This is a genomic window from Brevundimonas sp. ZS04, assembly GCF_001956865.1.
In the GTDB taxonomy this organism is placed as follows: Bacteria; Pseudomonadota; Alphaproteobacteria; order Caulobacterales; family Caulobacteraceae; genus Brevundimonas; species Brevundimonas diminuta.
Map to the genome: position 1 here is coordinate 35,368 of NZ_MTHE01000015.1, position 21,442 is coordinate 56,809.

Genomic DNA, 21,442 nt, shown 5'->3' on the forward strand with positions numbered 1-21,442 from the left:
GGGCGAAGCCCGGTAGGCCCGCCAAACAAAGGCCTCAAGCAGCGCGAACGCGCGGTAGGCCCGCTTAAATGTCTTCAAACCGTCAGCCTTAACGTCGTCAAAGCGTTAAGCCGGGCTGTTAGCTGTTGCAGCATCATCCGGCCACGGCCGGTATCGGGCTGTTCGGGGACGAAGACGATGATCAAGTCGGGCAAGCAGGCGAAGATCAAGGGCGGGCTGGCGGAATCGCCCAGCCATCTGATGCACCGCGCGTTGCAGCTGGCGCTGGACATCTACGCCGAGGAAGCCGGGCCGGACGGCCTGACCCAGCGCCAGTTCGCCGTGCTGGAGGCCGTGGCCGCCCGCTCGGGCCTGACGCAGACCGACCTGGTCAAGGCCACCGGCATCGATCGCTCGACCCTGGCCGACCTGGTGGCGCGGATGACGACCAAGGGCCTGCTGGAGCGCGAACGCTCGACGCTGGACGCCCGCGCCAAGGCCGTGCGCCTGTCGCCCGAGGGCGAGGCCGCGCTGCTGGCCGCCCGCCCGCGCGTCGAGGCCGCCGACAAGCGGATCATGGGCCTGCTGCCCAAGTCCAAGCGCGACAGCTTCCTGGACCTGTTGTGCAGCCTGTCCGACGCCGCCGACGCCGCCCCCGAACAGGCCCGCGCCGACATCAAGGCGGCGAAGAAGGCGGCCAAGGACGCCAAGAAGGCGGAAAAGGCCGCCCGCAAGGGCGACGGCAAGACCGACGGCCGCGGCAAGAAGAAGAAAAAGGGCGAGCCGGCCGTGGAGCAAGCACAGACCGACGACGTCGCCGACGCCGTCGTGGTTCCGCTCAAGGACGCGGCTGAAGGCTAAGTCCTTCCCTTCCGGCGTCCGCCGGGATGAGCGGGGTATTGAGGCTGCGCCCTAAACCCGAATGTCGAGCAGGGAGCCGGGGCGTTGCAGGCGCGACGTCGGCGCCGCCTGTTCGACCGGCGCAGCAGCCGCTGCAGCGGGACGCGCAGTCTCCTCGGCCGCCATCGGCGCCGCCAACCCCATGGCCTGGCGGAAGAAGGCCGACTGGGCCGTTCTCAGGGCGTGGGCCGCACCGCCCGCCTGGGGCGGAAAGGCCGGCCGCTCGGACGAAATCGCGGACATGGGCTGAGGATGCCCGCGCTTCGTCTAGATATGGTTAATGCGCGATTCACCCTGTTTCGCGCGATCGCCTCAACGCGCCGGAGCGTTCAGGGCGTCGGTCAGCGTCTTCAGATCGTCGTCGGTCAGGATCGGGCCCGAGGACTTGGCGACGATGGTCCCATAGGCGTCGACGGCGAAGCTCTCGGGCACGCCCGACACGCCCAGGTCCAGCCCGGCGCGCCCCTCGCGGTCGACCAGCACCAGGCGATAGGGATCGCCCAGCTCTTCCAGGAAGGCGTCGGTGGCGACGGGATCGTCCTTATAGGCCACGCCGACCACGGCGATCCCCTGTTCCTTGAGCTTCATCAGATGCGGATGCTCCAGACGGCACGGCGCGCACCAGCTGGCGAACAGGTTGACGATCATCGGCTTGCCGACGCCCGCCGTCTTCAGGTCCAGCAGGTCGTCACTGGCCTTGCCGTCCGCCAGGATGGGCAGGACCGTCGTCTCCGGGATCGGCTGGCCGACCAGGGCGTCCGGCTTATAGGTCGGGCCCGCGGCGGGATCGCCCGCCATCCGGTCCATCTGCGTCATCAGGAAGATTCCCAGCGCCGCCAGGACGGCGATGGGCAAAAGGGCCAGCCAGCGTTTCATTTGCGCGCAGCCTCCAGCCGGGCCAGCTCGCGCTTCCAGCGGCGGGCGGCGATCAGGGCGCGCGCCGACAGGGCGGCCAGCACCACGGCGCTGATCCCCCAGGCGGGCCAGACGAAGGCGCCGTAGGGGCTCATGTCCAGATCAAGCACGAAGCGCCTCCATCAGGCTTCCAGCGCCGCGCGGGCGCGAAGGGTCAGAACGCGGCGACGACGAACCTCGGTGCGGATCGACGTCAGCCAGATCGCGCCGAACAGCACCGCATAGGCCGCCATCATGGTCAGCAGGGCGGGCAGGAAGACCGGGTCCACGCTGGTCCCGCCCGACCGCAGCAGCGAGGCGGGCTGGTGCAGGGTGTTCCACCAGTCGACTGAAAACTTCACGATCGGCAGATTGATCAGGCCGACCAGACCCAGCACCGCCGCCGCCCGCGCCGCCTTGGCCTCATCGTCGATCGAGGCGCGCAAGGCCATGTAGCCGAGGTAGAAGAGGAACAGCACCAGCACGCTGGTCAGGCGCGCGTCCCACACCCACCACGTCCCCCACATGGGCTGGCCCCACAGGGAGCCGGTGACCAGGGCCAGGGCCGTGAAGGCCGCGCCCGGCACGGCCGCCGCCCGCGCCGCCGCATCGGCCAGCGGATGGCGGAACACCAGGGCGAAGAAGCTGGACACGCCCAGCGCGCCATAGGCCATCAGGCCCAGGCTGGCGGCCGGAACGTGGATGAACATGATGCGGACGGTGTCGCCCTGCTGATAGTCGCCCGGCGCGGAGAAGCTGAACCACGTCCCGAGCAGCAGCAGGCCGAGCGCGCAGATCCACAACACCGGAACCAGGGGGCCGGTGAAGCGCATGAAGCGGTCGGGATTGGCGAGGCCGAACATGGGCCGCCGATTACGCGGCCCAGCGCCCCACGGCAAGCGGGCGCCGCCTCCGACCCTTTGTCGCGGCTCTTCTCTTTCTTTCCGTCATCCTCGGGCTTGTCCCGAGGATCCAGCGCGGGGCGTCCCCGTCGGTGAACCGCTTTCACGCCTGGGCTGGACCAGCCTGTCGCCCCGCATCGCCGGACCATGGGCCCTCGGGACAAGCCCGAGGGTGACGATGTTGGAGCGCCGAGGCTCTTAGAGGCTCAGACCGTGCTGCGCCGCCAGATCCTTCAGCCCGACCATCGGGCGCGGCCCCCAGTGGGCGATGACTTCCGACGCAGCCAGCGAACCCAGAGCCCCGGCCTGCGCCAGAGACAGACCGCGCGACAGGCCCAGCAGAACGCCCGCCGCGTACTGATCGCCGGCGCCCGTGGTGTCGACGACCTTCTCGACCGGATAGGCGGCGACCTCGACCCGCTCGCCGCCGCGGAACAGCACCGAACCGGCGGCGCCGCGCGTCACGGCCGCCACCTCGACGATGCGGCCCAGGTGGGCGGCGGCGTGGTCGAAGTCCTCGGTCTCGAACAGGGCGTGCAGCTCCGCCTCATTGGCCAGGACAATGTCGGCCGAGGTCTCGATGAAGGCCAGCAGTTCGGCGCGCCAGCGATGCACCACAAAGCTGTCCGACAGAGTGATGGCGACCTTGCGGCCCGCCGCATGGGCGGCGGCGGCGGCGGCTTCGAAGGCCGCGCGGGCCGGGGCCGGATCGAACAGATAGCCTTCCAGATAGACGATGGCGCTGTCGCCGATCACGCCCGCATCGACGTCGGCCGTGGTCAGCTGGTTGGCGGCCCCCAGGAAGGTGCACATGGTGCGCTGGCCGTCCGGCGTGACGTTGATCAGGCAGCGGCCGGTGCCGAAGCCCTTGCCCGCGCCGTCTTCCAGCACGGGGGTGTCGAAGTGGACGCCGACGGCGCGGATGTCGTGGCTGAAGACCCCGCCCAGGGTGTCCTTGGCCACCTTGCCGATATAGGCGGCGCGCCCGCCGAACGAGCCGACGCCCGCCACGGTGTTGCCCGCCGAACCGCCCGAGGCCTCGACCCCCGCCGCCATGGCGTCATACAGGGTCGCGCTCTGATCCTCGTCGACCAGCTGCATCGAACCGGGGATCAGGCCCTTGGCTTCCAGGAAGGCCGCATCGCACGGCGCCAGGACGTCGACGATGGCGTTGCCCAGGGCGCAGACGTCGAAACGGGCGTTGTGGGCGAAGGGGGGCAGGACTTGGGTCATTCGCGCCCCATAGCGGGCGAGGCCGCCGCGCGCCAGAGCGCCGGCCCCGCCGTCGTGCGAAAAGCGGCTCTTCACGCCGATCCGGCGGCGGCCTAAAGCCGATGGACCAGTTGCACACCGCCCTCCCGGGCCATGCGGAGCCGCGCCCATGACCGACGTCGCCGTCCTGACCCCTGATCCGTCCGATCCCACCTATTCGACCCTGTGGCCCGGCGTGCTGGACCGGCTGGGCGAGGCGCTGGCGACGGCGGGGATCACGGCGCGGCCGACGCCCTGGACCGATCACGTCGAGAACGCCCGCGCCCTGATGGACTTCCCCCTGGTCCTGCCGCTGCTGGTCTGGGGCTATCATCAGCATCACGACCGCTGGGTCCAGGCCTGCACGACCTGGGCCGAGGCGGGCGCGCCCCTGGCAAATCCGGCCGCGACCCTGCGCTGGAACGCCGACAAACGCTATCTGGCCCGCCTGGCGGAAAAGGGCGTCGCCGTGCCCGAGACGATCTTCGCCGACCACGTCGACGCTGCGGTTCTGGAAGCCGCCTTCGCCGCCACGGGGGCCGAGACCCTGATCGTCAAGCCGACCGTCTCGGGCGGCGCCTGGCGCACCCTGCGGGTGGCGGCGGGCGACCTGCTGGACGCGGCCCTGGCCGACGCCCCCGTCGGCGGAACGATGATCCAGCCCTATCTCAAGGCCATCGAGACCGAGGGCGAGACCTCCCTGCTCTATTTCGGCGGCGAACTGAGCCACGTCGTGAACAAGCGCCCCGGCGCGGCGGGCGAGTTCCGCATCCAGACCCAGTACGGCGGACAATACCAAGCGCTGAAGGCCGCGCCCCAGGGCGCGCTCGATCTGGCCGAACGCACCCTGGCCGCCATCGACGAAGACCTGCTCTACGCCCGCATCGACATGACCAAGGACGACGACGGCGACTGGGTGCTGATGGAGGCCGAACTCATCGAGCCGGACTTCTACCTGGCCGCCGCGCCTGAAGCCGGCGCCCGCTTCGGTCAGGCGGTGCGGGCGCGGCTGGAGCGCTAGGCCTACACGCCCATGAAGCTGGCCCGCGACGGGCACAGGTCGGAGATCACGCAGGCGCTGCACTTCGGCCGCTGCGCCAGGCAGGTGTAGCGACCGTGCAGGATCAGCCAGTGGTGCGCCTTGGGCAGCCAGGCCTCGGGCACCACCTGGTGCAGCTGGACCTCCACCTTGTCGGGCGTCGCCGCATTGGCCAGGCCCAGCCGGTGCGAAACACGGAAGACGTGGGTGTCCACCGCGATGGCCGGCTCGATCCCCAGTTCGTTCAGCACCACGCTGGCGGTCTTGCGCCCGACGCCCGGCAGGGCCTGCAGGTCGGCGCGGTTCAGCGGCACCTCGCCGCCGTGCTTCTCGACCAGCATCCGGGCGGCGGCGATGACGTTCTTCGCCTTGGTGCGGTAAAGGCCGATGGAGGCGATCAGGGGGATCAGCCCCTCCTCGCCCAGGGCCAGCATCTTCTGCGGCGTGTCGGCGACGGCGAACAGGGCCTTGGTCGCCTTGTTGACCCCCACATCGGTCGCCTGGGCCGACAGGGCGACCGCCACCACCAGGGTGTAGGGATTGACGAAATCCAGCTCGGTCTTCGGATCGGGCATGACGCCTGACAGGCGGACGAAGATCTCCTCCACCCGATCCTCATCCGGCGGCCAGCTGATGACGGCGCCGACGGGGGCCTTCTTCGGCTGGCGCGAACGCTTGCCCGGCGGCGGGGTCAGCCCGGCCTTCTGAACGGCCTTCTTCTGGCGGGAGGCGGATTTCAACGGAGCCATGCCCCCGCTTCGCCTTCCCCGCGCCCGGCGTCAATGTCGCGCGCTCGCGACGCTGCGACAAAAAATCGCAGTCTCGCCTTGTATTCTGGACTGCGCCGTCCATTTTACGCGTGAAATCGAAGCGAGCTGTCTCCCCCATGGCCCTCCCCGCCCCGCTCAAGAAGCGCCTGCCCCTGATCGTCGCCGGCGTCGTCGGCCTGGGCCTGATTATCGGCGGCGTGGTCTGGTGGCAGGGCAAGCAGCGCTGGGAAGGCACCGACAACGCCTTCGTCCAGGCCGACACCGTGGCCGTCAGCCCGCGCATCGGCGGCGAGGTGGTCGAAGTCCTGGTCAAGGACAACCAGCGCGTCGAGGCCGGTCAGGTGCTGGTCCGGCTGGACGACGCCGACGCCCGCGCCGCCCTGGCCCAGGCCCAGGCCAATCTGGCGGCCTTGACCGCCGCCGTCGCCAATGTCGACGCCCGGACTGAGCAGGAGCAGGCCACTATCGCCGCCCGCGCCGCCGCCGTGACCCAGGCCCAGGCCCAGGCGAACCTCGCCCACGCCGAGGTTGACCGTTACGGCAAGCTGGCCGATCAGGGCTGGGTGTCGCAGCAGCGCATCGAGACCCAGCGCGCCGCCGCCGAGACCGCCCGCGCCTCGGTCGCCCAGGCCCAGGCCGCCCTGACCGCCGAACAGCGCACCGCCGCCGTGCTCGGCTCCTCACGCCAGCAGAGCGTGGCCGCCGTCGAACAGGCGCGCGCCCTGGTCGATCAGGCGCAGCTGACGCTGGACCGCACGGTGATCCGCGCCCCGGTCGCGGGCGTCGTCGGCGCGCGCGGCGTGCGCCTCGGCCAGGTGGTGCAGGCGGGCGGCCAGCTGATGTCCGTGGTGCCGCTGCAGGACACCTATGTCGTCGCCAACTTCAAGGAGACCCAGGTCGGGCGGATGCGCCTGGGTCAGGCCGTCGAGATCAAGGCCGACGCCTTCCCCGGCCGGGCGCTGCAGGGCCGTATCGACAGCTTCGCCCCCGCAACCGGGTCTGAGTTCGCCCTGATCCCGGTCGAGAACGCCACCGGCAACTTCACCAAGATCACCCAGCGCGTGCCCGTCCGCATCGTCGTCCAGCGCGACGCCTCGGGCCAGCCGATCGTCCTGCGGCCCGGCCTGTCGGTCGAGGTCAAGGTCGACCTGAAGAGCCAGGGCGGGCCTGCCTTCGCCGAGGCCCACATGGGCGAGACGGCCCTGGCCCAGGCCGCCGCCCCGAGCTCCGCCCGGTGAGCCAGACGGCGGCCCCGACAGCGGCGGCCCCGGCCCCCGCCGCCCAGCCCGAGATCAACTGGACCGTCCTGCTGCTCGGCTTCGCCGGCATGGTCATCGGCCAGTTCATGGCCATTCTGGACATCCAGATCGTCGCCGCCTCCCTGCCGCAGATCCAGGCCGGGGTCGGCGCCTCGGCCGATGAGATCAGCTGGATCCAGACCGCCTATCTGATCCCCGAGGTCGTGATGATCCCCCTGTCGGGATACCTGTCGCGGCTGTGGGGCACGCAGAAGGTATTCCTGGCTTCCTGTCTCGGCTTCCTGGTGATGAGCGTGGCCGTGGGCCTGTCGTCGTCGATCGAGATGATGATCGTCTTCCGCGCGCTCCAGGGCTTCGTCGGCGGGGCCATGATCCCGACCGTCTTCGCCGTGGCCTTCACCGCCTTCCCGCCCGAGCGGCGCGTGACGGCTAGCGTCATCATGGGGCTGATCGTAACGCTGGCCCCCACCGTCGGCCCGACGCTAGGCGGGCACCTGACGGAATGGCTCAGCTGGCGCTGGCTGTTCTTCATCAACGTCTTTCCCGGCGCGATCGTCCTGTTCCTGGTCGGACGCTACGCCCATTTCGACAAGGGCGACCCCAGCCTGTCCAAGGGCTTCGACTGGCTGGGCCTGGCCCTGATGGCCGCCTTCCTGATGAGCCTGCAATTCGTGTTGGAAGAGGGCGCCAAGGAGGACTGGTTCGCCGATGACATGATCCTGCTGCTCAGCGGCGTCGCCGCCGTCTGCGGTCCGGCCTTCGTCTGGCGCTCGCTCAGCTACCGCAATCCGATCGTCGAGCTGCGCGCCTTCGGCAACCGCAACTTCGTGGTCGGGGTGCTGATGACCTTCATCGTCGGGGCGGCCCTGTTCGGCGGCACCTTCCTGCTGCCGCTGTTCCTCGGCCGGGTGCGCGACTATTCGGCGGCCGAGGTCGGCACCACCATGGTCGTCTCAGGCCTGGCCATGTTCGCCACAGGCCCCATCGCCGGGCGGCTGGTGCGGGCGGTGGATGCGCGCATTCTGATGTTCGTGGGCTTCATGATGGCCGCCTGGGGCATGTGGGACGCCCGCATCGTGACGGATCAGTGGGGCTTCTGGGAGTTCGCCGGGGTCCAGGCCATGCGCGGGGCCGGCGTCATGCTGGCCATGATCGCCTCGCAGCAGGTGACGATGGCCACCTTGCCGCCGCACATGGTCAAGAACGCCTCGGGCCTGGTGAACCTGTCGCGCAACGTCGGCGGCGCCTTCGGCCTGGCCATGCTCAACACCTCCCTGACCCAGAACACCGCCCTGCACATGGTCGAGCTGACCAGCGCCATCGACCAGACCCATCAGGGGGTGCGCGACATGATGGCGGGCATGGCCGTGCGCTTCGCCGGCTCCATCGACCCCCAGGCCTCGGCGATGAAGGCGGTCTACGGCCTGTTGCAGAAACAGGCGACCACCCTGGCCTTCGGCGACGCCTTCGCCCTATTAGCTATCGGCTGCGCCTGCGCCGGTTTCCTGACCCTGCTGTCCAAACCGGCCAAGCCCAATCCCTCCGCAGCTCCTACGGACGCCCACTGATGCCCCGCGCCCTCGGCCAGATCGACGAACACAAGAGCCGCGCCATCCTGCGCGCCGCCGCCGAACTCTTCATGGAGAAGGGCGCCAAGGTCTCCATGGCCGAGGTCGCCCGGCGCGCGGGCGTGTCCAAACAGACCCTCTACAACCGCTATCCGACCAAGACGGACATCGCCCGCGACCTGGCGGCTCAACGCTCGGAAGAGACTCTGGCCCCCCTCGCCTCCGACATGGACGTCGAGACCGCCCTGGCAAGCGTGGCCGAGACCCTGATCCGGCGCGTCTGCATCGAGGGGCGCGGCGTCGCCCTGCGCGGCATGGCCCTGGCCTCGCCCGAGGCGCCAGAGCTGGCGCGCGTCGTCTATGACGCGGGGCCCGGCCAGAACCTGCGCCGTCTGGCCGTCTGGCTGGAGGAGCAGGACCGCCTGGGCCGCCTGTCCGCGCCCGATCCCGTCGCCGCCGCCGAGATGTTCACCGGCATGGTGCTGGGCCACGGCCATCTGCGCTCGGTGCTGGGCCTGCCCCACCCCGAGATCGACGACATCCCCGCCCGCGCCCGCGAGGCCGCCCGTCGCTTCGTGCGCGCCTTCGCGCCGCAATAGGCCTTCGCGCCCAAGTTGGCCCTGAAGGCGGATCAGCGTAAAGCCGCCCCCAGTCCTCTCACCTCCCGCCCGTCGGAGTCCTTCCCATGCTGATCCACCTGTCGTCCTGGCCCGAGATCGACGAGCGCCTGAAGTCCGGCGCCCTTCTGTCCAAGACGGTGATCGTGCCGATCGGCTCGAACGAACAGCACGGGCCGACGGGCCTGCTGGGCACCGACTGGCTGTGCCCCGAGATCATCGCCCACGCCGCCGAAAAGGGCGACGACAGCCTGGTGATCACGCCGACCTTCAACATCGGCATGGCCCAGCACCACCTGGCGTTTCCCGGCACCATCACCCTGCGCCCGTCGACCTTCATGGCGGCGATCGCCGACTGGGTGTCGTCGCTGACGCGCCACGGCTTCGAGCGCATCTATTTCCTGAACGGCCACGGCGGCAACGTCGCCACCATCGAGGCCGCCTTCGCCGAAATCTACGCCGACTGGTCCTTCACGCCCGAGCCCTGGGCCGAGCGTCCGCCCTTCGTGCTGAAGCTGCGCAACTGGTGGGATCTGCCGGGCGTGCAGAAGCTGTGCGAGGACATCTTCCCGACCGGCCACGGCAGCCACGCCACCCCGTCCGAGATCGCCGTGACCCAGGCCGGCTATCCCGACCGGATCAAGACCGCCGCCTATGAGCCGAAGATCGCCCCCTTCGGCCCGATCCGCGACGCCAACGACTATCGCGCCCGCTTCCCCGACGGCCGCATCGGCTCGGACCCGGCCCAGGCGACCCCGGAAAAGGGCCAGCGCATCATCGACGCCGCCGTTCCGGCCCTGATCCGCGACCTGACCGACTTCGCGCAAGAAGTCTTGCCGGTCGCCTGAAACCAGCCCAGGGTCGTTGCATGAGCCCCATGCAGAAGACGGCCCGCAACGCCCTGCGCAACGCCCAGGCCGGTCAGGAACTGGCCCAGGCCTCGGCCGCCGTCATCACACGACGGTTCGAGATCATTGGCGAGGCTCTGGCCGACCCCCTGCGCGCCGACCACGCCGAACTCAGCCGCATGGGCGTGGAGAAGGTCGAGGCCATGACGGCCTCGGCCGGGGCCGCCTATACCGGCGCGCTGGACCTGGCCGAACGCGCCGGGCGGCGGGCCGCGCGCGAGGGGGCCGAGGCCGCCGACTGCCTGGCCAAACTGGCCCGCGCCGACACCCCCTTCGCCTTCGCCGCCGCCCAGACCGACTGGGCCCTGGGCGCCTGGAGCCGAGCGCTGAACGACGGCTGGTCCTTCTACGGCGCTGCGCTGAAGGCGCAGGCTAAGACCATGGCCCCCGTCCACGCCAAGGCCACGGCCAATGCGCGACGCCTGAAGCGCTGACCTCGCGCGGGCGTGATGGAACGCCCGGCGCCGTCGCCGGATTGCCTTTGCATCCATGCGGAGGAGATCACCATGGCCGAGAAAGACCCCAAAGACCCCCACCCCGGCATGATGGGCGACGGCACCGAGGAGCAGAACCTCAACCAGCCCGGCGACCCCTCCAAGCGGATCACCGAGGAAGAGGTCGACGAAGCCTTCACCAAGGATCCCAAGCTGGTCCCGAAGGAATAGGCGGGACGCGGCTTCCGCCCGCCGTCATTCTCGGGCTTGACCCGAGGATCCAGAGGCCGCGCGCGACGGGCATCCGGTTGAAACCGTCTTCGCCGCCTCTCTGAACGAAGCAGAGCCGAAAGCTGGAACCTCGGATCAAGCCCGAGGATGACGGCCGTGTTGAGGCTATTGAAGCCTCACGCCGTGCGTATGACCCCGTCCCGCGCCTCGACCGGCCAGGGCGTCAGTTTGCCGCCTGCGCAGGGTCCGGCGACGCAGGCGCCCGACAGCGGCTCGAACGCCGCCCCGTGCCAACCGCACAGGATCAGCGAGCCGTCCGGCGTCAGATAGCGATCCAGCTCCACCGCGATGGGAAAGCCCGCGTGCGGGCAGCGATCCACCCAGCCCGCGACCCGACCGTCCTTCTTCACCACGAAGCCGTGGAAGAAGGCCTCGCCGATCTGCAGCACGAAACCGCGCGAGCCGGGATCATTGATGTCCGCCTCAAGACACAGGGCCACGTTCGGCGGCGTCTTCCAGACCCGCTTGCGCTCCTGCGTCTCGGCCGCCGGACCCTCTTGCGCCACTATTCGCGCTCGGGCTTCAGCGGGCGGCTCATCAGGCTCTCGATCGCCTGATCCACCGTCAGCTCGCCCGCCAGCACCGCCGCCGTCGCCTCGCAGATCGGCGTGTCGACGCCCAGTTTGCGGGTCAGTTCGCGCACGGCCGGCGCGCTCTCATAGCCCTCGGCCACTGAGCGCTTGCCTTCCAGCGCCTGCTCGACGCTGAGGCCTTGGCCCAGGGCCAGGCCCAGGCTCATGTTGCGCGACTGCGGGCTGGAGCAAGTCAGCACCAGATCGCCGACGCCGCACAGCCCGGCCACCGTCTCGGCCTTGCCGCCCAGGGCCGTGGCGACGCGGACGATCTCGGCATAGCCGCGGGTGATGACGGCCGCATGGGCGCTGCGCCCCAGTTCGCGGCCCTCGACAATGCCGCAGGCGATGGCCAGCACGTTCTTCAGCGCCCCGCCCGTCTCGGCCCCGATCAGATCGTCGGCGTAATAGGGCCGGAAGACCGGCCCCGACAGGGCGCCCGCCAGCGCCTCGGCCATGGCCGCATCGGCGCAGGCCAGGGTCACGGCGCTGGGCAGGCCGCGCGCCACCTCGGCGGCGAAGCTCGGCCCCGACAGCACGGCGGCCGTGGCCGAGGGAATCGTCTCGGCCAGCACGTCGGTCATCAGCTTCAGCGAGCCGCGCTCAATGCCCTTGGAGCACAGGATGATCGGCAGGCCCGGCCGGGCGTAGGGCGCGAAGGCCTGCAACGTCGCCCGCATATGCTGGGCGGGCGGCACGGCCAGGATCAGGTCGCAGTCGGCCAGGTCGGCCAGGTCCGAGGTGACGTTGATGGCCGAATCCAACTCGACCCCCGGCAGGAAGGCGTCGTTCATCCGGCGCGTGCGGATGCTCTCGATCACCTCGGGCTCGCGCGCCTGCAGGATGACGGCCAGACCCGCCGCCGCCGCGCTCTGCGCCAGGGCCGTGCCCCAGGCGCCGCCGCCAATTACGCCTGCCGTATGAAATTCCATGTCTTCTCCGGTCCCCCGCCCCCCGCCGAGAGCCAGGCCGCTTTAAGCCTTGGCGCCCTTGCGGCCCGTTTTCTTGTGCACAGGATCAACGCTCGCGCGCGTCTCGTCCAGAGGCCATCGCGGCCGGGCCGCGACATCGATGTCCGACGTCAGCCCTTTTTCCAGCCGCTCAGCCCCCGCCAGGGCGATCATCGCCGCATTGTCGGTGCAATAGGCCATCGGCGGCGCCAGGAAGTCGAAGCCGTGCTTGGTCGCCAGATCCTCCAGCGTCCGCCGGATCGTCTTGTTGGCGGCGACCCCGCCCGCCACGACAAAGAGGCGATGCTCATGCGCCTCGGCGTAATCCTTCATCGCCCGCTCGGAGCGTTCGGCCAGCTGGCGCGCGATCGCCTTCTGCACCGCATCGGCCAGATCGGCCTTGTCCTGTTCCGTCTCGCAGGTCTGAGCCAGCCGCGACGCCGCCGTCTTCAGCCCCGAGAAGGAGAAGTCGCAATCCTTGCGCCCCAGCAGCGCCCTCGGCAGCTCGAAGCGCGACCCGTCGCCTGACGCCGCCAGCCTCTCCAGCGCCGGCCCGCCCGGATAGCCCAGCCCCATGGCCTTGGCGATCTTGTCGAAGGCCTCGCCCGCAGCGTCGTCGATGGTCGTGCCCAGACGGCTCATGTCGCCAATGCCGCGCACCTCCAGCAACTGGCAATGCCCGCCCGACACCAGCAGCAGCAGGAAAGGATAGGTCGTCTCCGCCCCCAGCCGCGCCGACACCGCATGGCCTTCCAGGTGGTTGACCGCGATCAGCGGCAAGCCCCGCGCCAGCGCCGCCGCCTTGCCGTAGCTCAGACCCACCATGACCCCGCCGACCAGCCCCGGCCCCGCCGTCGCCGCCACGCCGTCCAGCGCGCTCCAGTCCAGCCCGGCCTCGCTCATGGCCCGGCGCGTCACGCCGTCGATCATCTCCACATGGCTGCGGGCGGCGATTTCCGGCACCACCCCGCCATAGGCCGCATGGTCGTCGATCTGGCTGTGGATGACGCTGGACAGCACCTGCGCGCCCGACGCCGACAGCCGCACCACCGAGGCGGCGGTCTCGTCGCAGCTGGTCTCCAGGCCCAGCACGGTCAAACCGTCCGACCCGCGTTCGGTTGCCCCGTCCGTCGCCCTGCTATAGTCCGCGTCCATCTTCATTCGGCGGAGTTAGCGACCCGCCCCCCCTTTCGCAACGGCGTCTCGACGTGACTCAACCTCTCCTGCGCATCGGCACCCGACGTTCGCGCCTGGCCCTGGCCCAGTCCGGCATGATGCAGCGCGCCATCGGCCGCGCCCTCGGCGTGCCCGAGGCCGAGATCGAAACCCTGGTTCCTCTGGTCGAGATCGTCACCACCGGCGACCGCATCCAGGACCGTCGCCTGCTGGAAATCGGCGGCAAGGCCCTGTTCACCAAGGAGATCGAGGAAGCCCTGCTGGATGGCCGCGTCGATGTCGCCGTCCACTCGATGAAGGACGTCCCCGCCGAACAGCCGCCGGGCCTCGCCATCGCCGCCGTGCCCGAGCGCGAAGACCCCCGCGACGCCTTCATCAGCGACCATTACGCCACCTTTGCCGACCTGCCGCAGGGCGCCCGTTTCGGCACCGCCTCCCTGCGGCGTCAGGCCCAGGCCCTGGCCCTGCGTCCCGACCTGAACATCGAGATGCTGCGCGGCAACGTCGACACCCGGCTGAAGCGGCTGCGCGACGGCGATTTCGACGCCATCCTGCTGGCCTGTTCGGGCCTCAACCGCCTCGGCCTCGGCGAGGTCATCCGCCAGCGCCTGCCGCTGGACGCCTTCCTGCCCGCGCCGGGCCAGGGCGCCCTGGCCCTGCAGACGCGTGAAGGCGACGTCGACGCCGCCTGGACCCGCGCCCTGAACCACGCCCCCACCGCGCTCGCCGTCGCCGCCGAGCGCGGGGCCATGGCCGCGCTGGAAGGCTCCTGCCGCACCGCCATCGGCGCCTACGCCCACATCGCGGACGGCCGCCTGCGCCTCAGCACCGAAATGCTCAGCCCCGACGGTTCGAGCCGCTGGACCCGCTCCGGCGACATCGCCGCCGACGCCGATCACGCCGCCGCCCGCGCCTTGGGCCTCGACCTCGGCGGCCAGGTCCAGGCCGTCGCCGGCGACCAGAAGATCGCGCTCTAAGGCCATGACGCCGATCCGCCGCGTCTGGGTCACGCGCGCCGAGCCGGGCGCCGCCCGCACGGCGGACCGGCTGACGGCGCTGGGCTTCACCCCGATCACCGCGCCCTTGCTGACCTTGGCGCCCCTGCCCGGCGCCCTCGACGCCGCGCCTGCCCCGGCCGCCGTCGCCGCCCTCGCCCTGACCAGCCCCAACGGCGTCGAGGCCTTCGCCCCCCTGATCTCGCGCTTTCGCCGCCACCCCGTCTTCGCCGTCGGCGACGTCACGGCCGAGGCCGCCCGCGCCGCCGGCTTCGCCGACGTCCGCTCCGCCGCCGGCGACATCCACGCCCTGGCCCGCCTGATCGCGGCCGAAGCCCCGCCCGGCCCCCTGCTGGCCCCCGGCGCGCGCGAACCGGCGGGCGACCTGCCCGCCCTGCTGCCCGACCGCCCGGTCCATCGCCTGCCCGTCTACGCCGCCTTCGAAACCCACGCGCCCGCGCCCGAACTTTTCGACGCGGTCATGCTCCATTCCCCCCGCGCCGCCCGCGCGCTCGCCACGATCCTGACGGCCGCCTCGCCTCGTCCCGCCTCATCCGGCCGCATCGCCATCTGCATCTCCGAAGCGGCCGCCATCCCCCTGCGCCCCTTCGATTTCGCGCAAATCCGCATCGCCGCCGCCCCTGACGAACCAGCGATGCTATCGGCTCTTGGCAAGCCCGCCGCTCCCGTATAAAGAGCCCTCCTCGCTCGTTCGCGCCTCCATACGCGCACGACGTCGGGGCCGCTTTAGCTCAGCTGGTAGAGCACCTCATTCGTAATGAGGGGGTCAGGTGTTCGAGTCACCTAAGCGGCACCACCTTTTCTCTTCACCTGTCAGAATCGCACCCACGCCTCGGGCGGCGCATCCGCACGCTTGAACTTCAGGCGGCCAGGGCGCGGAGAGGTCGGGCCAGGGCGAGATCGGACGGGGCGAAGCTGCGGACCTCGTGGTTGCCGCGATAGAGGTCGATGCGCTCCAGGCGCGGCCAGTCGCGCGCGACCGCCGTCAGGCCGCGCACGGCCTCGACCTCGGTGGCGCCCGGCAGGACGCACAGCTCGGGCGTGATCGCCTCGGGCGTGTGGATCAGACAATAGAAGACGTCCATGGGCGCGCTCCCGACCTCGGTCGCCGCCCCTTTGCCCAAGGTTGATGACAGGGAAGCAGTTGGAATTGCGACGCTTTGGAGAAGTCGGAAGAAGAACCCAGACGGCCTAGCTGGCGAAGAACTGCTGGGTGCCGTGGGCCTCGATGGCGGCGGCCAGACGACCCAGCGCGTGGATATAGGCGGCCGTACGCAGGGTGACGCCCTTGTCCTCGGCGATGGACCAGACGGCGTCGCCCTCGGTCTCGATGATGGTCTTGAGGCGCAACTGCACCTCGTCCAGCGTCCAGTAGTAGCCCTGACGGTTCTGGACCCACTCGAAATAGGACACCGTCACCCCGCCCGCATTGGCCAGGATGTCAGGCAGGACCACGACGCCCTTGCCGGCCAGGATGCGGTCGCCCTCGGGCGTGATCGGGCCGTTGGCCAGCTCCAGAATGACCTTCGCCCGGACCGAGGCGGCGTTGCCGTCGTGGATCATGTCCTCCATGGCCGAGGGGGCCAGGACGTCGCAGTCGATGCCGATCAGGTCGTCCGCCGCAATGACCTCGCCGCCGTGTTCGGCCTGAACCACCGACTGGCCCGCCGCCTTGGCCGCCAGCAGAGCGTCCAGATCGAGACCGGAAGCCGCATGGACCGCGCCGCCCGAGTCCGACACGGCGACGATCTTCGCCCCGATGCTGCGGAACAGACGCGCCACATGCTGGCCCGCATTGCCGAAACCCTGGACCGCCACGCGCAGCCCCTCGGTCGGCAGGCCCAGCCGTTCGGTCAGGTGACAGGTCAGGTAGAAGCCGCCGCGCGCCGTCGCGTCCTCGCGCCCGACCGAACCGCCCAGGGCGATCGGCTTGCCGGTGATGACGGCGGGCGCCGCCTCGCCCTGGATGGAGGCGTATTCATCGGCCATCCAGCCCATGATCATGGCGTTGGTGTAGACATCCGGCGCCGGGATGTCACGATCCGGGCCGATGATGCCCGCGAAGGCCTGGACATAGGCGCGCGACAGCCGCTCCAGTTCGGCCTTGGACAGGGCCTTGGGGTCGACCTGCACCGCCCCCTTGCCGCCGCCGTAGGGCAGGTTGGTCACGGCGCACTTCACCGTCATCCAGAAGGCCAGGGTCTCGACCTCCTCGACGGTGGAGTCGGGGTGGAAGCGGATGCCGCCCTTGGTCGGGCCGCGCGTGTCGTCGTAGCGGCAGCGCCAGGCCAGGAAGGATTTGCGCGACCCGTCGTCCATGCGGATCAGCAGCCGAACCTTCATCGTCTCGCGCGGGTACTTCAGCTTCTCCAGCACGTCGCTGTCGATCTGCACATGCCGTGCGGCTTCGTCGAGACGGGTCAGGGCCGCGTCAAGGATGTTCGGGATGGGCATTAATTTTCCAAATGACTAGGCATAAACCGGCCACAAGAAGAGAAACCGATCCGCTTCTGGGGAGAAATCAGATTTTGCTGCCACACAGAATATTGCAGCGCAAGAAAAAGGGGCTGCGCCTATCAACCGCCGCCTGCAGCTTCGCCGCAGAAGCCGCCTTGAACGTATAAGCATATCTTTATATGTCTGACGGAATTGTCGTCACGCAGGAGCCTGCCTTGGCCCGTTCGTCGTTCCTCTTCACCTCCGAGAGCGTCTCGGAAGGCCATCCCGACAAGGTCGCCGATCAGATTTCCGACGCCGTCGTCGACCTGTTCCTGTCCAAGGATCCCGAAGCACGGGTGGCCTGTGAAACCCTGACGACGACCAATCTGGTGGTTCTGGCCGGCGAGATCCGCGGCAAGGGCATTATGAACGCCGAGGGCGAGTGGGCTCCCGGCGTCGAACAGGAAATCGAAGCTGCGGTGCGCGGCGTGGTGCGCGACATCGGCTATGAGCAGGACGGCTTCCACTGGGAGACCTTCCGCTTCGAGAACAACCTGCACCCGCAATCGGCCCACATCGCCCAGGGCGTCGACGCCGCCGCCGACAAGGACGAAGGCGCGGGCGATCAGGGCATCATGTTCGGCTACGCCTCGAAGGAGACGCCCGAGCTGATGCCGGCCACCCTGCAGTACAGCCACAACATCCTGAAGGCTTTGGCCGACGCCCGTCACGCCGGGACCGAGCCCGGCCTGGAGCCCGACGCCAAGAGCCAGGTGACGCTGCACTACGAAGACGGCCGCCCGGTGCGCGCGACCTCCATCGTCGTCTCGACCCAGCACAAGGCCAACCTGAGCCAGAGCCAGGTCGCGGCCATCGTGAAGCCCTATGTCGAGAAGGTGCTGCCGCAGGGCTTCATCACCGCCGACACCGAGTGGCACATCAACCCGACCGGCACCTTCGTCATCGGCGGCCCGGACGGCGACGCCGGCCTGACCGGCCGCAAGATCATCGTCGACACCTACGGCGGCGCGGCCCCGCACGGCGGCGGCGCCTTCTCGGGCAAGGATCCGACCAAGGTCGACCGCTCGGCCGCCTACGCCTGTCGCTACCTGGCCAAGAATGTGGTCGCCGCGGGCCTGGCCGACCGCTGCACCATCCAGATCAGCTACGCCATCGGCGTGTCCAAGCCCCTGTCGGTCCACGTCGACCTGCACGGCACGGGCAAGATCGCCGAGGCGGTGCTGGAGCGCGAACTGCCCAAACTGATCGGCGGCGCCTCGCCGCGCGCCATCCGCGAGCACCTGGGCCTGAACAAGCCCATCTATCGCCGCACCGCCGCCTACGGCCATTTCGGCCGCACGCCGGACGCCGACGGCGGCTTCTCCTGGGAAAAGACCGACCTGGTCGACGCCCTCAAGGCCCTGGCCGCCTGACCCTTCTAAACGGCTGAAAATCCAGCCTGAAACGGGGGCGTCGCGGATCAGTTCGCGGCGCCCTCGACGCATTGGCGGGCCGGCGCCCCAATCCCGCGCTTGCATCGCGGCGCGTCTGGTCCTTTAAGCGCGCCGAACGCCTCCCCCAAGCGTCCCCTGACCCTTGCGTCTCCTGAAAGGATTCCCCGACCGATGAGCAAGCCCGCCCCCAAGAAAGTCGTCCTCGCCTATTCGGGCGGGCTGGACACGTCGATCATCCTGAAGTGGCTGCAGGAGGAGTACGGCGCCGAGGTCGTGACCTTCACCGCCGACCTGGGTCAGGGCGAGGAGCTCGCCCCCGCCAAGGAAAAGGCGCTGAAGCTGGGCATCAAGCCCGAGAACATCTTCATCGACGATCTGCGCGAGGAATTCGTGCGCGACTTCGTCTTCCCGATGTTCCGCGCCAACACCGTCTATGAGGGCCAGTATCTGCTGGGCACCTCGATCGCCCGCCCGCTGATCTCCAAGCGCCAGATCGAGATCGCGCGTCAGGTCGGCGCCGACGCCGTCTGTCACGGCGCCACCGGCAAGGGCAACGACCAGGTGCGCTTCGAGCTGGGCTACTACGCCCTGGAGCCCGACATCCGCGTCATCGCCCCCTGGCGCGAGTGGGACTTCAAGTCCCGCGAGGCGCTGCTGGACTTCGCCGAGAAGCACCAGATCCCGATCTCCAAGGACAAGCGCGGCGAGGCCCCCTTCTCGGTCGACGCCAACCTTCTGCACTCCTCGTCCGAGGGCAAGGTGCTGGAAGATCCGGCCGTCGAGGCGCCCGAGTTCGTGCACCAGCGCACCATCTCGCCGGAAGCCGCCCCGGACACGCCGACCGTCATCACCATCGCCTATGAAAAGGGCGATCCGGTCGCCATCGACGGCGAGGCCCTGTCGCCCGCCGCCCTGCTGACCAAGCTGAACCAGCTGGGCCACGACAACGGCGTCGGCCGTCTGGACCTGGTCGAGAACCGCTTCATCGGCATGAAGTCGCGCGGCGTCTATGAGACCCCCGGCGGGACCATCCTGCTGGCCGCCCACCGCGGCATGGAGTCGATCACGCTCGATCGCGGCGCCATGCACCTGAAGGACGAGCTGATGCCGAAATACGCCTCGCTCATCTACAACGGCTTCTGGTTCAGCCCCGAGCGCGAGATGCTGCAGGCCGCCATCGACCACAGCCAGCAGAAGGTGTCGGGGACCGTCCGCGTCAAGCTCTACAAGGGCAACGTCACCATCATCGGCCGCGAAAGCCCCAACAGCCTGTACGACCAGGATCTGGTGACCTTCGAAGAAGGCGTCCAGGCCTATGACCACAAGGACGCCGAGGGCTTCATCAAGCTGAACGCCCTGCGCCTGCGCGTCCTGGCCAAGCGGGACGGCCGCGAGGGTTAATCGCCCTTCCGAAAACCCAAGCCTACCGGGGCCGGGCGATTCTCAGGATCGCCCGGCTTCTGTCATCCGTGACCCAGATGGAGCCGTCCGGCGCCGTCGCCATCGTCACCGGCGAGCCGCGCGGATGGCGCCCGGCGACCTTGTCCCAGCCCGGCGTCAGCACCTTGCCGTTCACGCTGGGCGCCCCGGCCGGATAGGGCAACGCCCCGCGCGGATAGACGGCGTAGCGCCCGCCGATGTCGGTCAGGGGCCGCCCCTGTCCGTCCGTCTCGACCGCCACGATACGCCCGGCCGCGCGGCGGAAGCCGTGCCAGGTCATCAGCAGCCGCCCCTGCAGCTCAGGGAACATCGCCCCCTCGTAATAGATCAGGTCCAGCGGCGCCGCGTGCGGCGGCAGCAGGGCGATCGGCCGTTCGCGCTCATTGCAGCGCGCCTGACGCACAGGCCAGCCCGGCAGGGGCGTGGCCAGATCGACGCAATAGGGCCAGCCGTAATGGCGCCCCTGGGTCAGGACGTTCACCTCGTCATAGGGGTGGTTCGGCGTGTCCAGATCGACCGAGTTCTCGGCCTGAAGCACCGTTCCCGACGCATGGCGCACCAGGGCGATGGAGTTCCTCAGCCCGCTGGCGAAGACGGTGCTGTCTTCCGCCCAGCGGCCGTTCCCCAGATAGGCGTGGCGCCGCACCTGCGCCGTCGCCGCATCCTCGACGCAGGCCCCGCGCGCATCCGTCTTCGGCTTGCCCGCCGCGTCGAGGCAGCGGTCGCTGGGCGCCCCGACATTGACCAGCAGGTCGCCGTTCCCGTCGAAGACGAAGCTGGACAGCGGGTGGCGGTTGTCGTGCAGACGGTTGTCCGGCAGGTCGCCGATGACGGTGCGGACGCTGGCCTGCGCATCGGCCACATCGGGGTCCAGCGTCAGGATGCGGTTCATCTCGGACACATAGATGCGCCCGTCCGGTCCGCGCTTGACCGTGTGCGGCATGGACAGGCCGCTCGCCAGCCGTCGCCAGCGCGCCGCGCCGTCGGCCGCAAAGGACAGCCGCCACACCGCCCCCTTGCCCGCCTCCCAGGCGCCCAGGTCCGTGACCAGCCAGTCGCCGCCCTCCAGCGGCATCAGGCCCCGCGGCATCCGCGGCCCCTCCTGGCCCGCCCCTTGCCACACCAGCCCGAGGCAATAGCCGGGCGCCATCCGCACCTCGGTCGCCGGGCGTCCGTCGCAGTCGCCCTCGACGGCGTAGTTCCGCGGCCCCGCCTGAGCGCGGGCGTCGCCCGGCGCCAGGCCGATCGTCAGCGTCAGGGCTGAGGCGAAGGCGGCGGAGAAGACGGAGGCGGCGCGCAGGGTCGGTTTCATTCCCGCATGCTGACGCTTGCGCTCGCCCGGTGGCAAGGCCAACTTGCAACCATCTCCGGTCGATCGTCCGGCGTATCCTTATTGACGGCCTTGGCCGTCGCCAGCCGGAGCTTTCCGTTGAACCGTCTTCCCCTCGCCGCCGCCGCGGTGCTGACCACGACGGAAAAGAACCGGCCTCTGACCCTGTGCGAGCTGGACGCCATCCTGGGCTGGCTGGAAGACCGTTCCAAGGGCGACTTCCTGCTGCCCGCCGATGCGGCCGAGCGGGCCG

24 protein-coding genes and 1 tRNA gene are annotated in these 21,442 nt (G+C 69.8%); 13 read left to right on the plus strand and 12 right to left on the minus strand.

Going from position 1 to position 21,442, the window contains the following annotated elements; translation table 11 throughout:
* Window positions 1-177: 177 nt before the first annotated feature.
* A complete protein-coding gene (locus tag BJP32_RS14615; RefSeq protein ID WP_076224633.1) occupies window positions 178-840 on the plus strand; it encodes a MarR family winged helix-turn-helix transcriptional regulator in 663 nt (220 codons plus the stop codon).
* 51 nt (window positions 841-891) lie between these two features.
* Here the strand turns inward: BJP32_RS14615 and BJP32_RS14620 are convergent, their stop codons facing one another.
* The 5 genes from BJP32_RS14620 to BJP32_RS14640 all read right to left on the minus strand — a co-directional run bounded on the left by BJP32_RS14620 (window position 892) and on the right by BJP32_RS14640 (window position 3,908).
* Complete coding sequence (locus BJP32_RS14620) at window positions 892-1,122, minus strand: hypothetical protein (protein ID WP_076224635.1); 231 nt, start codon at window positions 1,120-1,122, stop codon at window positions 892-894.
* Between the two features lie 69 nt (window positions 1,123-1,191).
* Complete coding sequence (locus tag BJP32_RS14625; protein WP_076224637.1) at window positions 1,192-1,755, minus strand: DsbE family thiol:disulfide interchange protein; 564 nt, start codon at window positions 1,753-1,755, stop codon at window positions 1,192-1,194.
* A complete protein-coding gene (gene ccmD / locus BJP32_RS14630) occupies window positions 1,752-1,904 on the minus strand; it encodes a heme exporter protein CcmD (protein WP_003166605.1) in 153 nt (50 codons plus the stop codon). The genes BJP32_RS14625 and ccmD overlap by 4 nt, the downstream gene beginning before the upstream one ends.
* A gap of 12 nt (window positions 1,905-1,916) precedes the next feature.
* Window positions 1,917-2,636, minus strand: coding sequence for a heme ABC transporter permease CcmC (gene ccmC / locus BJP32_RS14635; protein WP_076224638.1), 720 nt, complete (start codon window positions 2,634-2,636; stop codon window positions 1,917-1,919).
* Window positions 2,637-2,873: 237 nt separating this feature from the next.
* Entirely contained in the window at window positions 2,874-3,908 is a 1,035-nt protein-coding gene (locus BJP32_RS14640; RefSeq protein WP_076224648.1) for an adenosine kinase, read from the minus strand.
* Between the two features lie 148 nt (window positions 3,909-4,056).
* Between BJP32_RS14640 and BJP32_RS14645 the strand changes: the two genes are divergently transcribed.
* The gene (locus tag BJP32_RS14645) at window positions 4,057-4,947 is read left to right on the plus strand and encodes a RimK family alpha-L-glutamate ligase (RefSeq protein WP_076224640.1); all 891 of its coding nucleotides are present in this window, start codon (window positions 4,057-4,059) and stop codon (window positions 4,945-4,947) included.
* 2 nt (window positions 4,948-4,949) lie between these two features.
* On the opposite strand, the gene nth is transcribed toward BJP32_RS14645, so the two are convergent.
* Window positions 4,950-5,714, minus strand: coding sequence for an endonuclease III (gene nth, locus BJP32_RS14650; RefSeq protein ID WP_223850641.1), 765 nt, complete (start codon window positions 5,712-5,714; stop codon window positions 4,950-4,952).
* 137 nt (window positions 5,715-5,851) lie between these two features.
* On the opposite strand from nth, the gene BJP32_RS14655 reads away from it, so the two are divergent.
* From BJP32_RS14655 to BJP32_RS14680, 6 genes are all read left to right on the plus strand, one after another.
* Entirely contained in the window at window positions 5,852-6,973 is a 1,122-nt protein-coding gene (locus BJP32_RS14655) for an HlyD family secretion protein (protein ID WP_076224642.1), read from the plus strand.
* Entirely contained in the window at window positions 6,970-8,562 is a 1,593-nt protein-coding gene (locus BJP32_RS14660) for a DHA2 family efflux MFS transporter permease subunit (protein ID WP_076224643.1), read from the plus strand. Before BJP32_RS14655 ends, BJP32_RS14660 begins: the two co-directional genes overlap by 4 nt.
* A complete protein-coding gene (locus tag BJP32_RS14665; RefSeq protein WP_003166598.1) occupies window positions 8,562-9,161 on the plus strand; it encodes a TetR/AcrR family transcriptional regulator in 600 nt (199 codons plus the stop codon). Before BJP32_RS14660 ends, BJP32_RS14665 begins: the two co-directional genes overlap by 1 nt.
* An 86-nt stretch (window positions 9,162-9,247) precedes the next feature.
* The gene (locus BJP32_RS14670; protein ID WP_076224645.1) at window positions 9,248-10,027 is read left to right on the plus strand and encodes a creatininase family protein; all 780 of its coding nucleotides are present in this window, start codon (window positions 9,248-9,250) and stop codon (window positions 10,025-10,027) included.
* A 20-nt stretch (window positions 10,028-10,047) separates the two neighbouring features.
* Window positions 10,048-10,521: a phasin family protein gene (locus BJP32_RS14675; RefSeq protein ID WP_233126855.1), complete on the plus strand. Its 474-nt coding sequence runs from the start codon at window positions 10,048-10,050 to the stop codon at window positions 10,519-10,521.
* A 72-nt stretch (window positions 10,522-10,593) separates the two neighbouring features.
* Entirely contained in the window at window positions 10,594-10,752 is a 159-nt protein-coding gene (locus tag BJP32_RS14680) for a hypothetical protein (protein ID WP_223850640.1), read from the plus strand.
* Between the two features lie 176 nt (window positions 10,753-10,928).
* Here BJP32_RS14680 and BJP32_RS14685 read toward each other — a convergent pair whose 3' ends face one another.
* The 3 genes from BJP32_RS14685 to tsaD are packed head-to-tail and all read right to left on the minus strand — an operon-like array spanning window position 10,929 to window position 13,489.
* Window positions 10,929-11,318 (minus strand): Rieske (2Fe-2S) protein, encoded by a 390-nt coding sequence (locus tag BJP32_RS14685; protein ID WP_046652730.1) that lies wholly within the window; start codon window positions 11,316-11,318, stop codon window positions 10,929-10,931.
* Window positions 11,318-12,316, minus strand: coding sequence for an NAD(P)H-dependent glycerol-3-phosphate dehydrogenase (locus BJP32_RS14690; RefSeq protein ID WP_046652729.1), 999 nt, complete (start codon window positions 12,314-12,316; stop codon window positions 11,318-11,320). The genes BJP32_RS14685 and BJP32_RS14690 overlap by 1 nt, the downstream gene beginning before the upstream one ends.
* Window positions 12,317-12,358: 42 nt before the next feature.
* Window positions 12,359-13,489, minus strand: coding sequence for a tRNA (adenosine(37)-N6)-threonylcarbamoyltransferase complex transferase subunit TsaD (gene tsaD, locus BJP32_RS14695; RefSeq protein ID WP_046652876.1), 1,131 nt, complete (start codon window positions 13,487-13,489; stop codon window positions 12,359-12,361).
* 53 nt (window positions 13,490-13,542) lie between these two features.
* On the opposite strand from tsaD, the gene hemC reads away from it, so the two are divergent.
* The 3 genes from hemC to BJP32_RS14710 all read left to right on the plus strand — a co-directional run bounded on the left by hemC (window position 13,543) and on the right by BJP32_RS14710 (window position 15,322).
* On the plus strand, window positions 13,543-14,487 hold the full coding sequence (gene hemC, locus BJP32_RS14700; protein ID WP_046652728.1) for a hydroxymethylbilane synthase: 945 nt from the start codon (window positions 13,543-13,545) through the stop codon (window positions 14,485-14,487).
* A gap of 4 nt (window positions 14,488-14,491) precedes the next feature.
* Entirely contained in the window at window positions 14,492-15,199 is a 708-nt protein-coding gene (locus tag BJP32_RS14705) for a uroporphyrinogen-III synthase (protein WP_046652726.1), read from the plus strand.
* A 47-nt stretch (window positions 15,200-15,246) separates the two neighbouring features.
* Window positions 15,247-15,322 (plus strand) — tRNA-Thr (locus BJP32_RS14710).
* 64 nt (window positions 15,323-15,386) lie between these two features.
* Here the strand turns inward: BJP32_RS14710 and BJP32_RS14715 are convergent.
* Together BJP32_RS14715 and BJP32_RS14720 are read right to left on the minus strand one after the other, a co-directional pair.
* Complete coding sequence (locus tag BJP32_RS14715; RefSeq protein ID WP_003166592.1) at window positions 15,387-15,611, minus strand: hypothetical protein; 225 nt, start codon at window positions 15,609-15,611, stop codon at window positions 15,387-15,389.
* Window positions 15,612-15,717: 106 nt separating this feature from the next.
* Window positions 15,718-16,980: a Glu/Leu/Phe/Val dehydrogenase gene (locus tag BJP32_RS14720; protein ID WP_046652714.1), complete on the minus strand. Its 1,263-nt coding sequence runs from the start codon at window positions 16,978-16,980 to the stop codon at window positions 15,718-15,720.
* A gap of 218 nt (window positions 16,981-17,198) precedes the next feature.
* On the opposite strand from BJP32_RS14720, the gene metK reads away from it, so the two are divergent.
* Together metK and BJP32_RS14730 are read left to right on the plus strand one after the other, a co-directional pair.
* Window positions 17,199-18,398 (plus strand): methionine adenosyltransferase, encoded by a 1,200-nt coding sequence (metK, locus tag BJP32_RS14725; protein ID WP_095046070.1) that lies wholly within the window; start codon window positions 17,199-17,201, stop codon window positions 18,396-18,398.
* Between the two features lie 192 nt (window positions 18,399-18,590).
* Window positions 18,591-19,820, plus strand: a complete 1,230-nt coding sequence (locus tag BJP32_RS14730) for an argininosuccinate synthase (RefSeq protein ID WP_046652712.1) — start codon at window positions 18,591-18,593, stop codon at window positions 19,818-19,820.
* Window positions 19,821-19,842: 22 nt separating this feature from the next.
* Here the strand turns inward: BJP32_RS14730 and BJP32_RS14735 are convergent, their stop codons facing one another.
* Complete coding sequence (locus tag BJP32_RS14735; RefSeq protein WP_046652711.1) at window positions 19,843-21,171, minus strand: sorbosone dehydrogenase family protein; 1,329 nt, start codon at window positions 21,169-21,171, stop codon at window positions 19,843-19,845.
* Window positions 21,172-21,442 lie beyond the last annotated feature (271 nt).

Excerpts from the sequence above, each read along its gene's own strand:
- ccmC (WP_076224638.1), bottom strand. The coding sequence starts at position 2,636 with ATGTTCGGCCTCGCCAATCCCGACCGCTTCATGCGCTTCACCGGCCCC.
- tsaD (WP_046652876.1), bottom strand. The coding sequence starts at position 13,489 with ATGGACGCGGACTATAGCAGGGCGACGGACGGGGCAACCGAACGCGGG.
- BJP32_RS14640 (WP_076224648.1), bottom strand. The coding sequence starts at position 3,908 with ATGACCCAAGTCCTGCCCCCCTTCGCCCACAACGCCCGTTTCGACGTC.
- BJP32_RS14715 (WP_003166592.1), bottom strand. The coding sequence starts at position 15,611 with ATGGACGTCTTCTATTGTCTGATCCACACGCCCGAGGCGATCACGCCC.
- BJP32_RS14620 (WP_076224635.1), bottom strand. The coding sequence starts at position 1,122 with ATGTCCGCGATTTCGTCCGAGCGGCCGGCCTTTCCGCCCCAGGCGGGC.
- BJP32_RS14645 (WP_076224640.1), top strand. The coding sequence starts at position 4,057 with ATGACCGACGTCGCCGTCCTGACCCCTGATCCGTCCGATCCCACCTAT.
- BJP32_RS14675 (WP_233126855.1), top strand. The coding sequence starts at position 10,048 with ATGAGCCCCATGCAGAAGACGGCCCGCAACGCCCTGCGCAACGCCCAG.
- BJP32_RS14730 (WP_046652712.1), top strand. The coding sequence starts at position 18,591 with ATGAGCAAGCCCGCCCCCAAGAAAGTCGTCCTCGCCTATTCGGGCGGG.
- nth (WP_223850641.1), bottom strand. The coding sequence starts at position 5,714 with ATGGCTCCGTTGAAATCCGCCTCCCGCCAGAAGAAGGCCGTTCAGAAG.
- BJP32_RS14625 (WP_076224637.1), bottom strand. The coding sequence starts at position 1,755 with ATGAAACGCTGGCTGGCCCTTTTGCCCATCGCCGTCCTGGCGGCGCTG.
- BJP32_RS14655 (WP_076224642.1), top strand. The coding sequence starts at position 5,852 with ATGGCCCTCCCCGCCCCGCTCAAGAAGCGCCTGCCCCTGATCGTCGCC.
- BJP32_RS14680 (WP_223850640.1), top strand. The coding sequence starts at position 10,594 with ATGGCCGAGAAAGACCCCAAAGACCCCCACCCCGGCATGATGGGCGAC.
- BJP32_RS14670 (WP_076224645.1), top strand. The coding sequence starts at position 9,248 with ATGCTGATCCACCTGTCGTCCTGGCCCGAGATCGACGAGCGCCTGAAG.
- BJP32_RS14705 (WP_046652726.1), top strand. The coding sequence starts at position 14,492 with ATGACGCCGATCCGCCGCGTCTGGGTCACGCGCGCCGAGCCGGGCGCC.
- BJP32_RS14690 (WP_046652729.1), bottom strand. The coding sequence starts at position 12,316 with ATGGAATTTCATACGGCAGGCGTAATTGGCGGCGGCGCCTGGGGCACG.
- BJP32_RS14735 (WP_046652711.1), bottom strand. The coding sequence starts at position 21,171 with ATGAAACCGACCCTGCGCGCCGCCTCCGTCTTCTCCGCCGCCTTCGCC.
- BJP32_RS14665 (WP_003166598.1), top strand. The coding sequence starts at position 8,562 with ATGCCCCGCGCCCTCGGCCAGATCGACGAACACAAGAGCCGCGCCATC.
- BJP32_RS14720 (WP_046652714.1), bottom strand. The coding sequence starts at position 16,980 with ATGCCCATCCCGAACATCCTTGACGCGGCCCTGACCCGTCTCGACGAA.
- BJP32_RS14615 (WP_076224633.1), top strand. The coding sequence starts at position 178 with ATGATCAAGTCGGGCAAGCAGGCGAAGATCAAGGGCGGGCTGGCGGAA.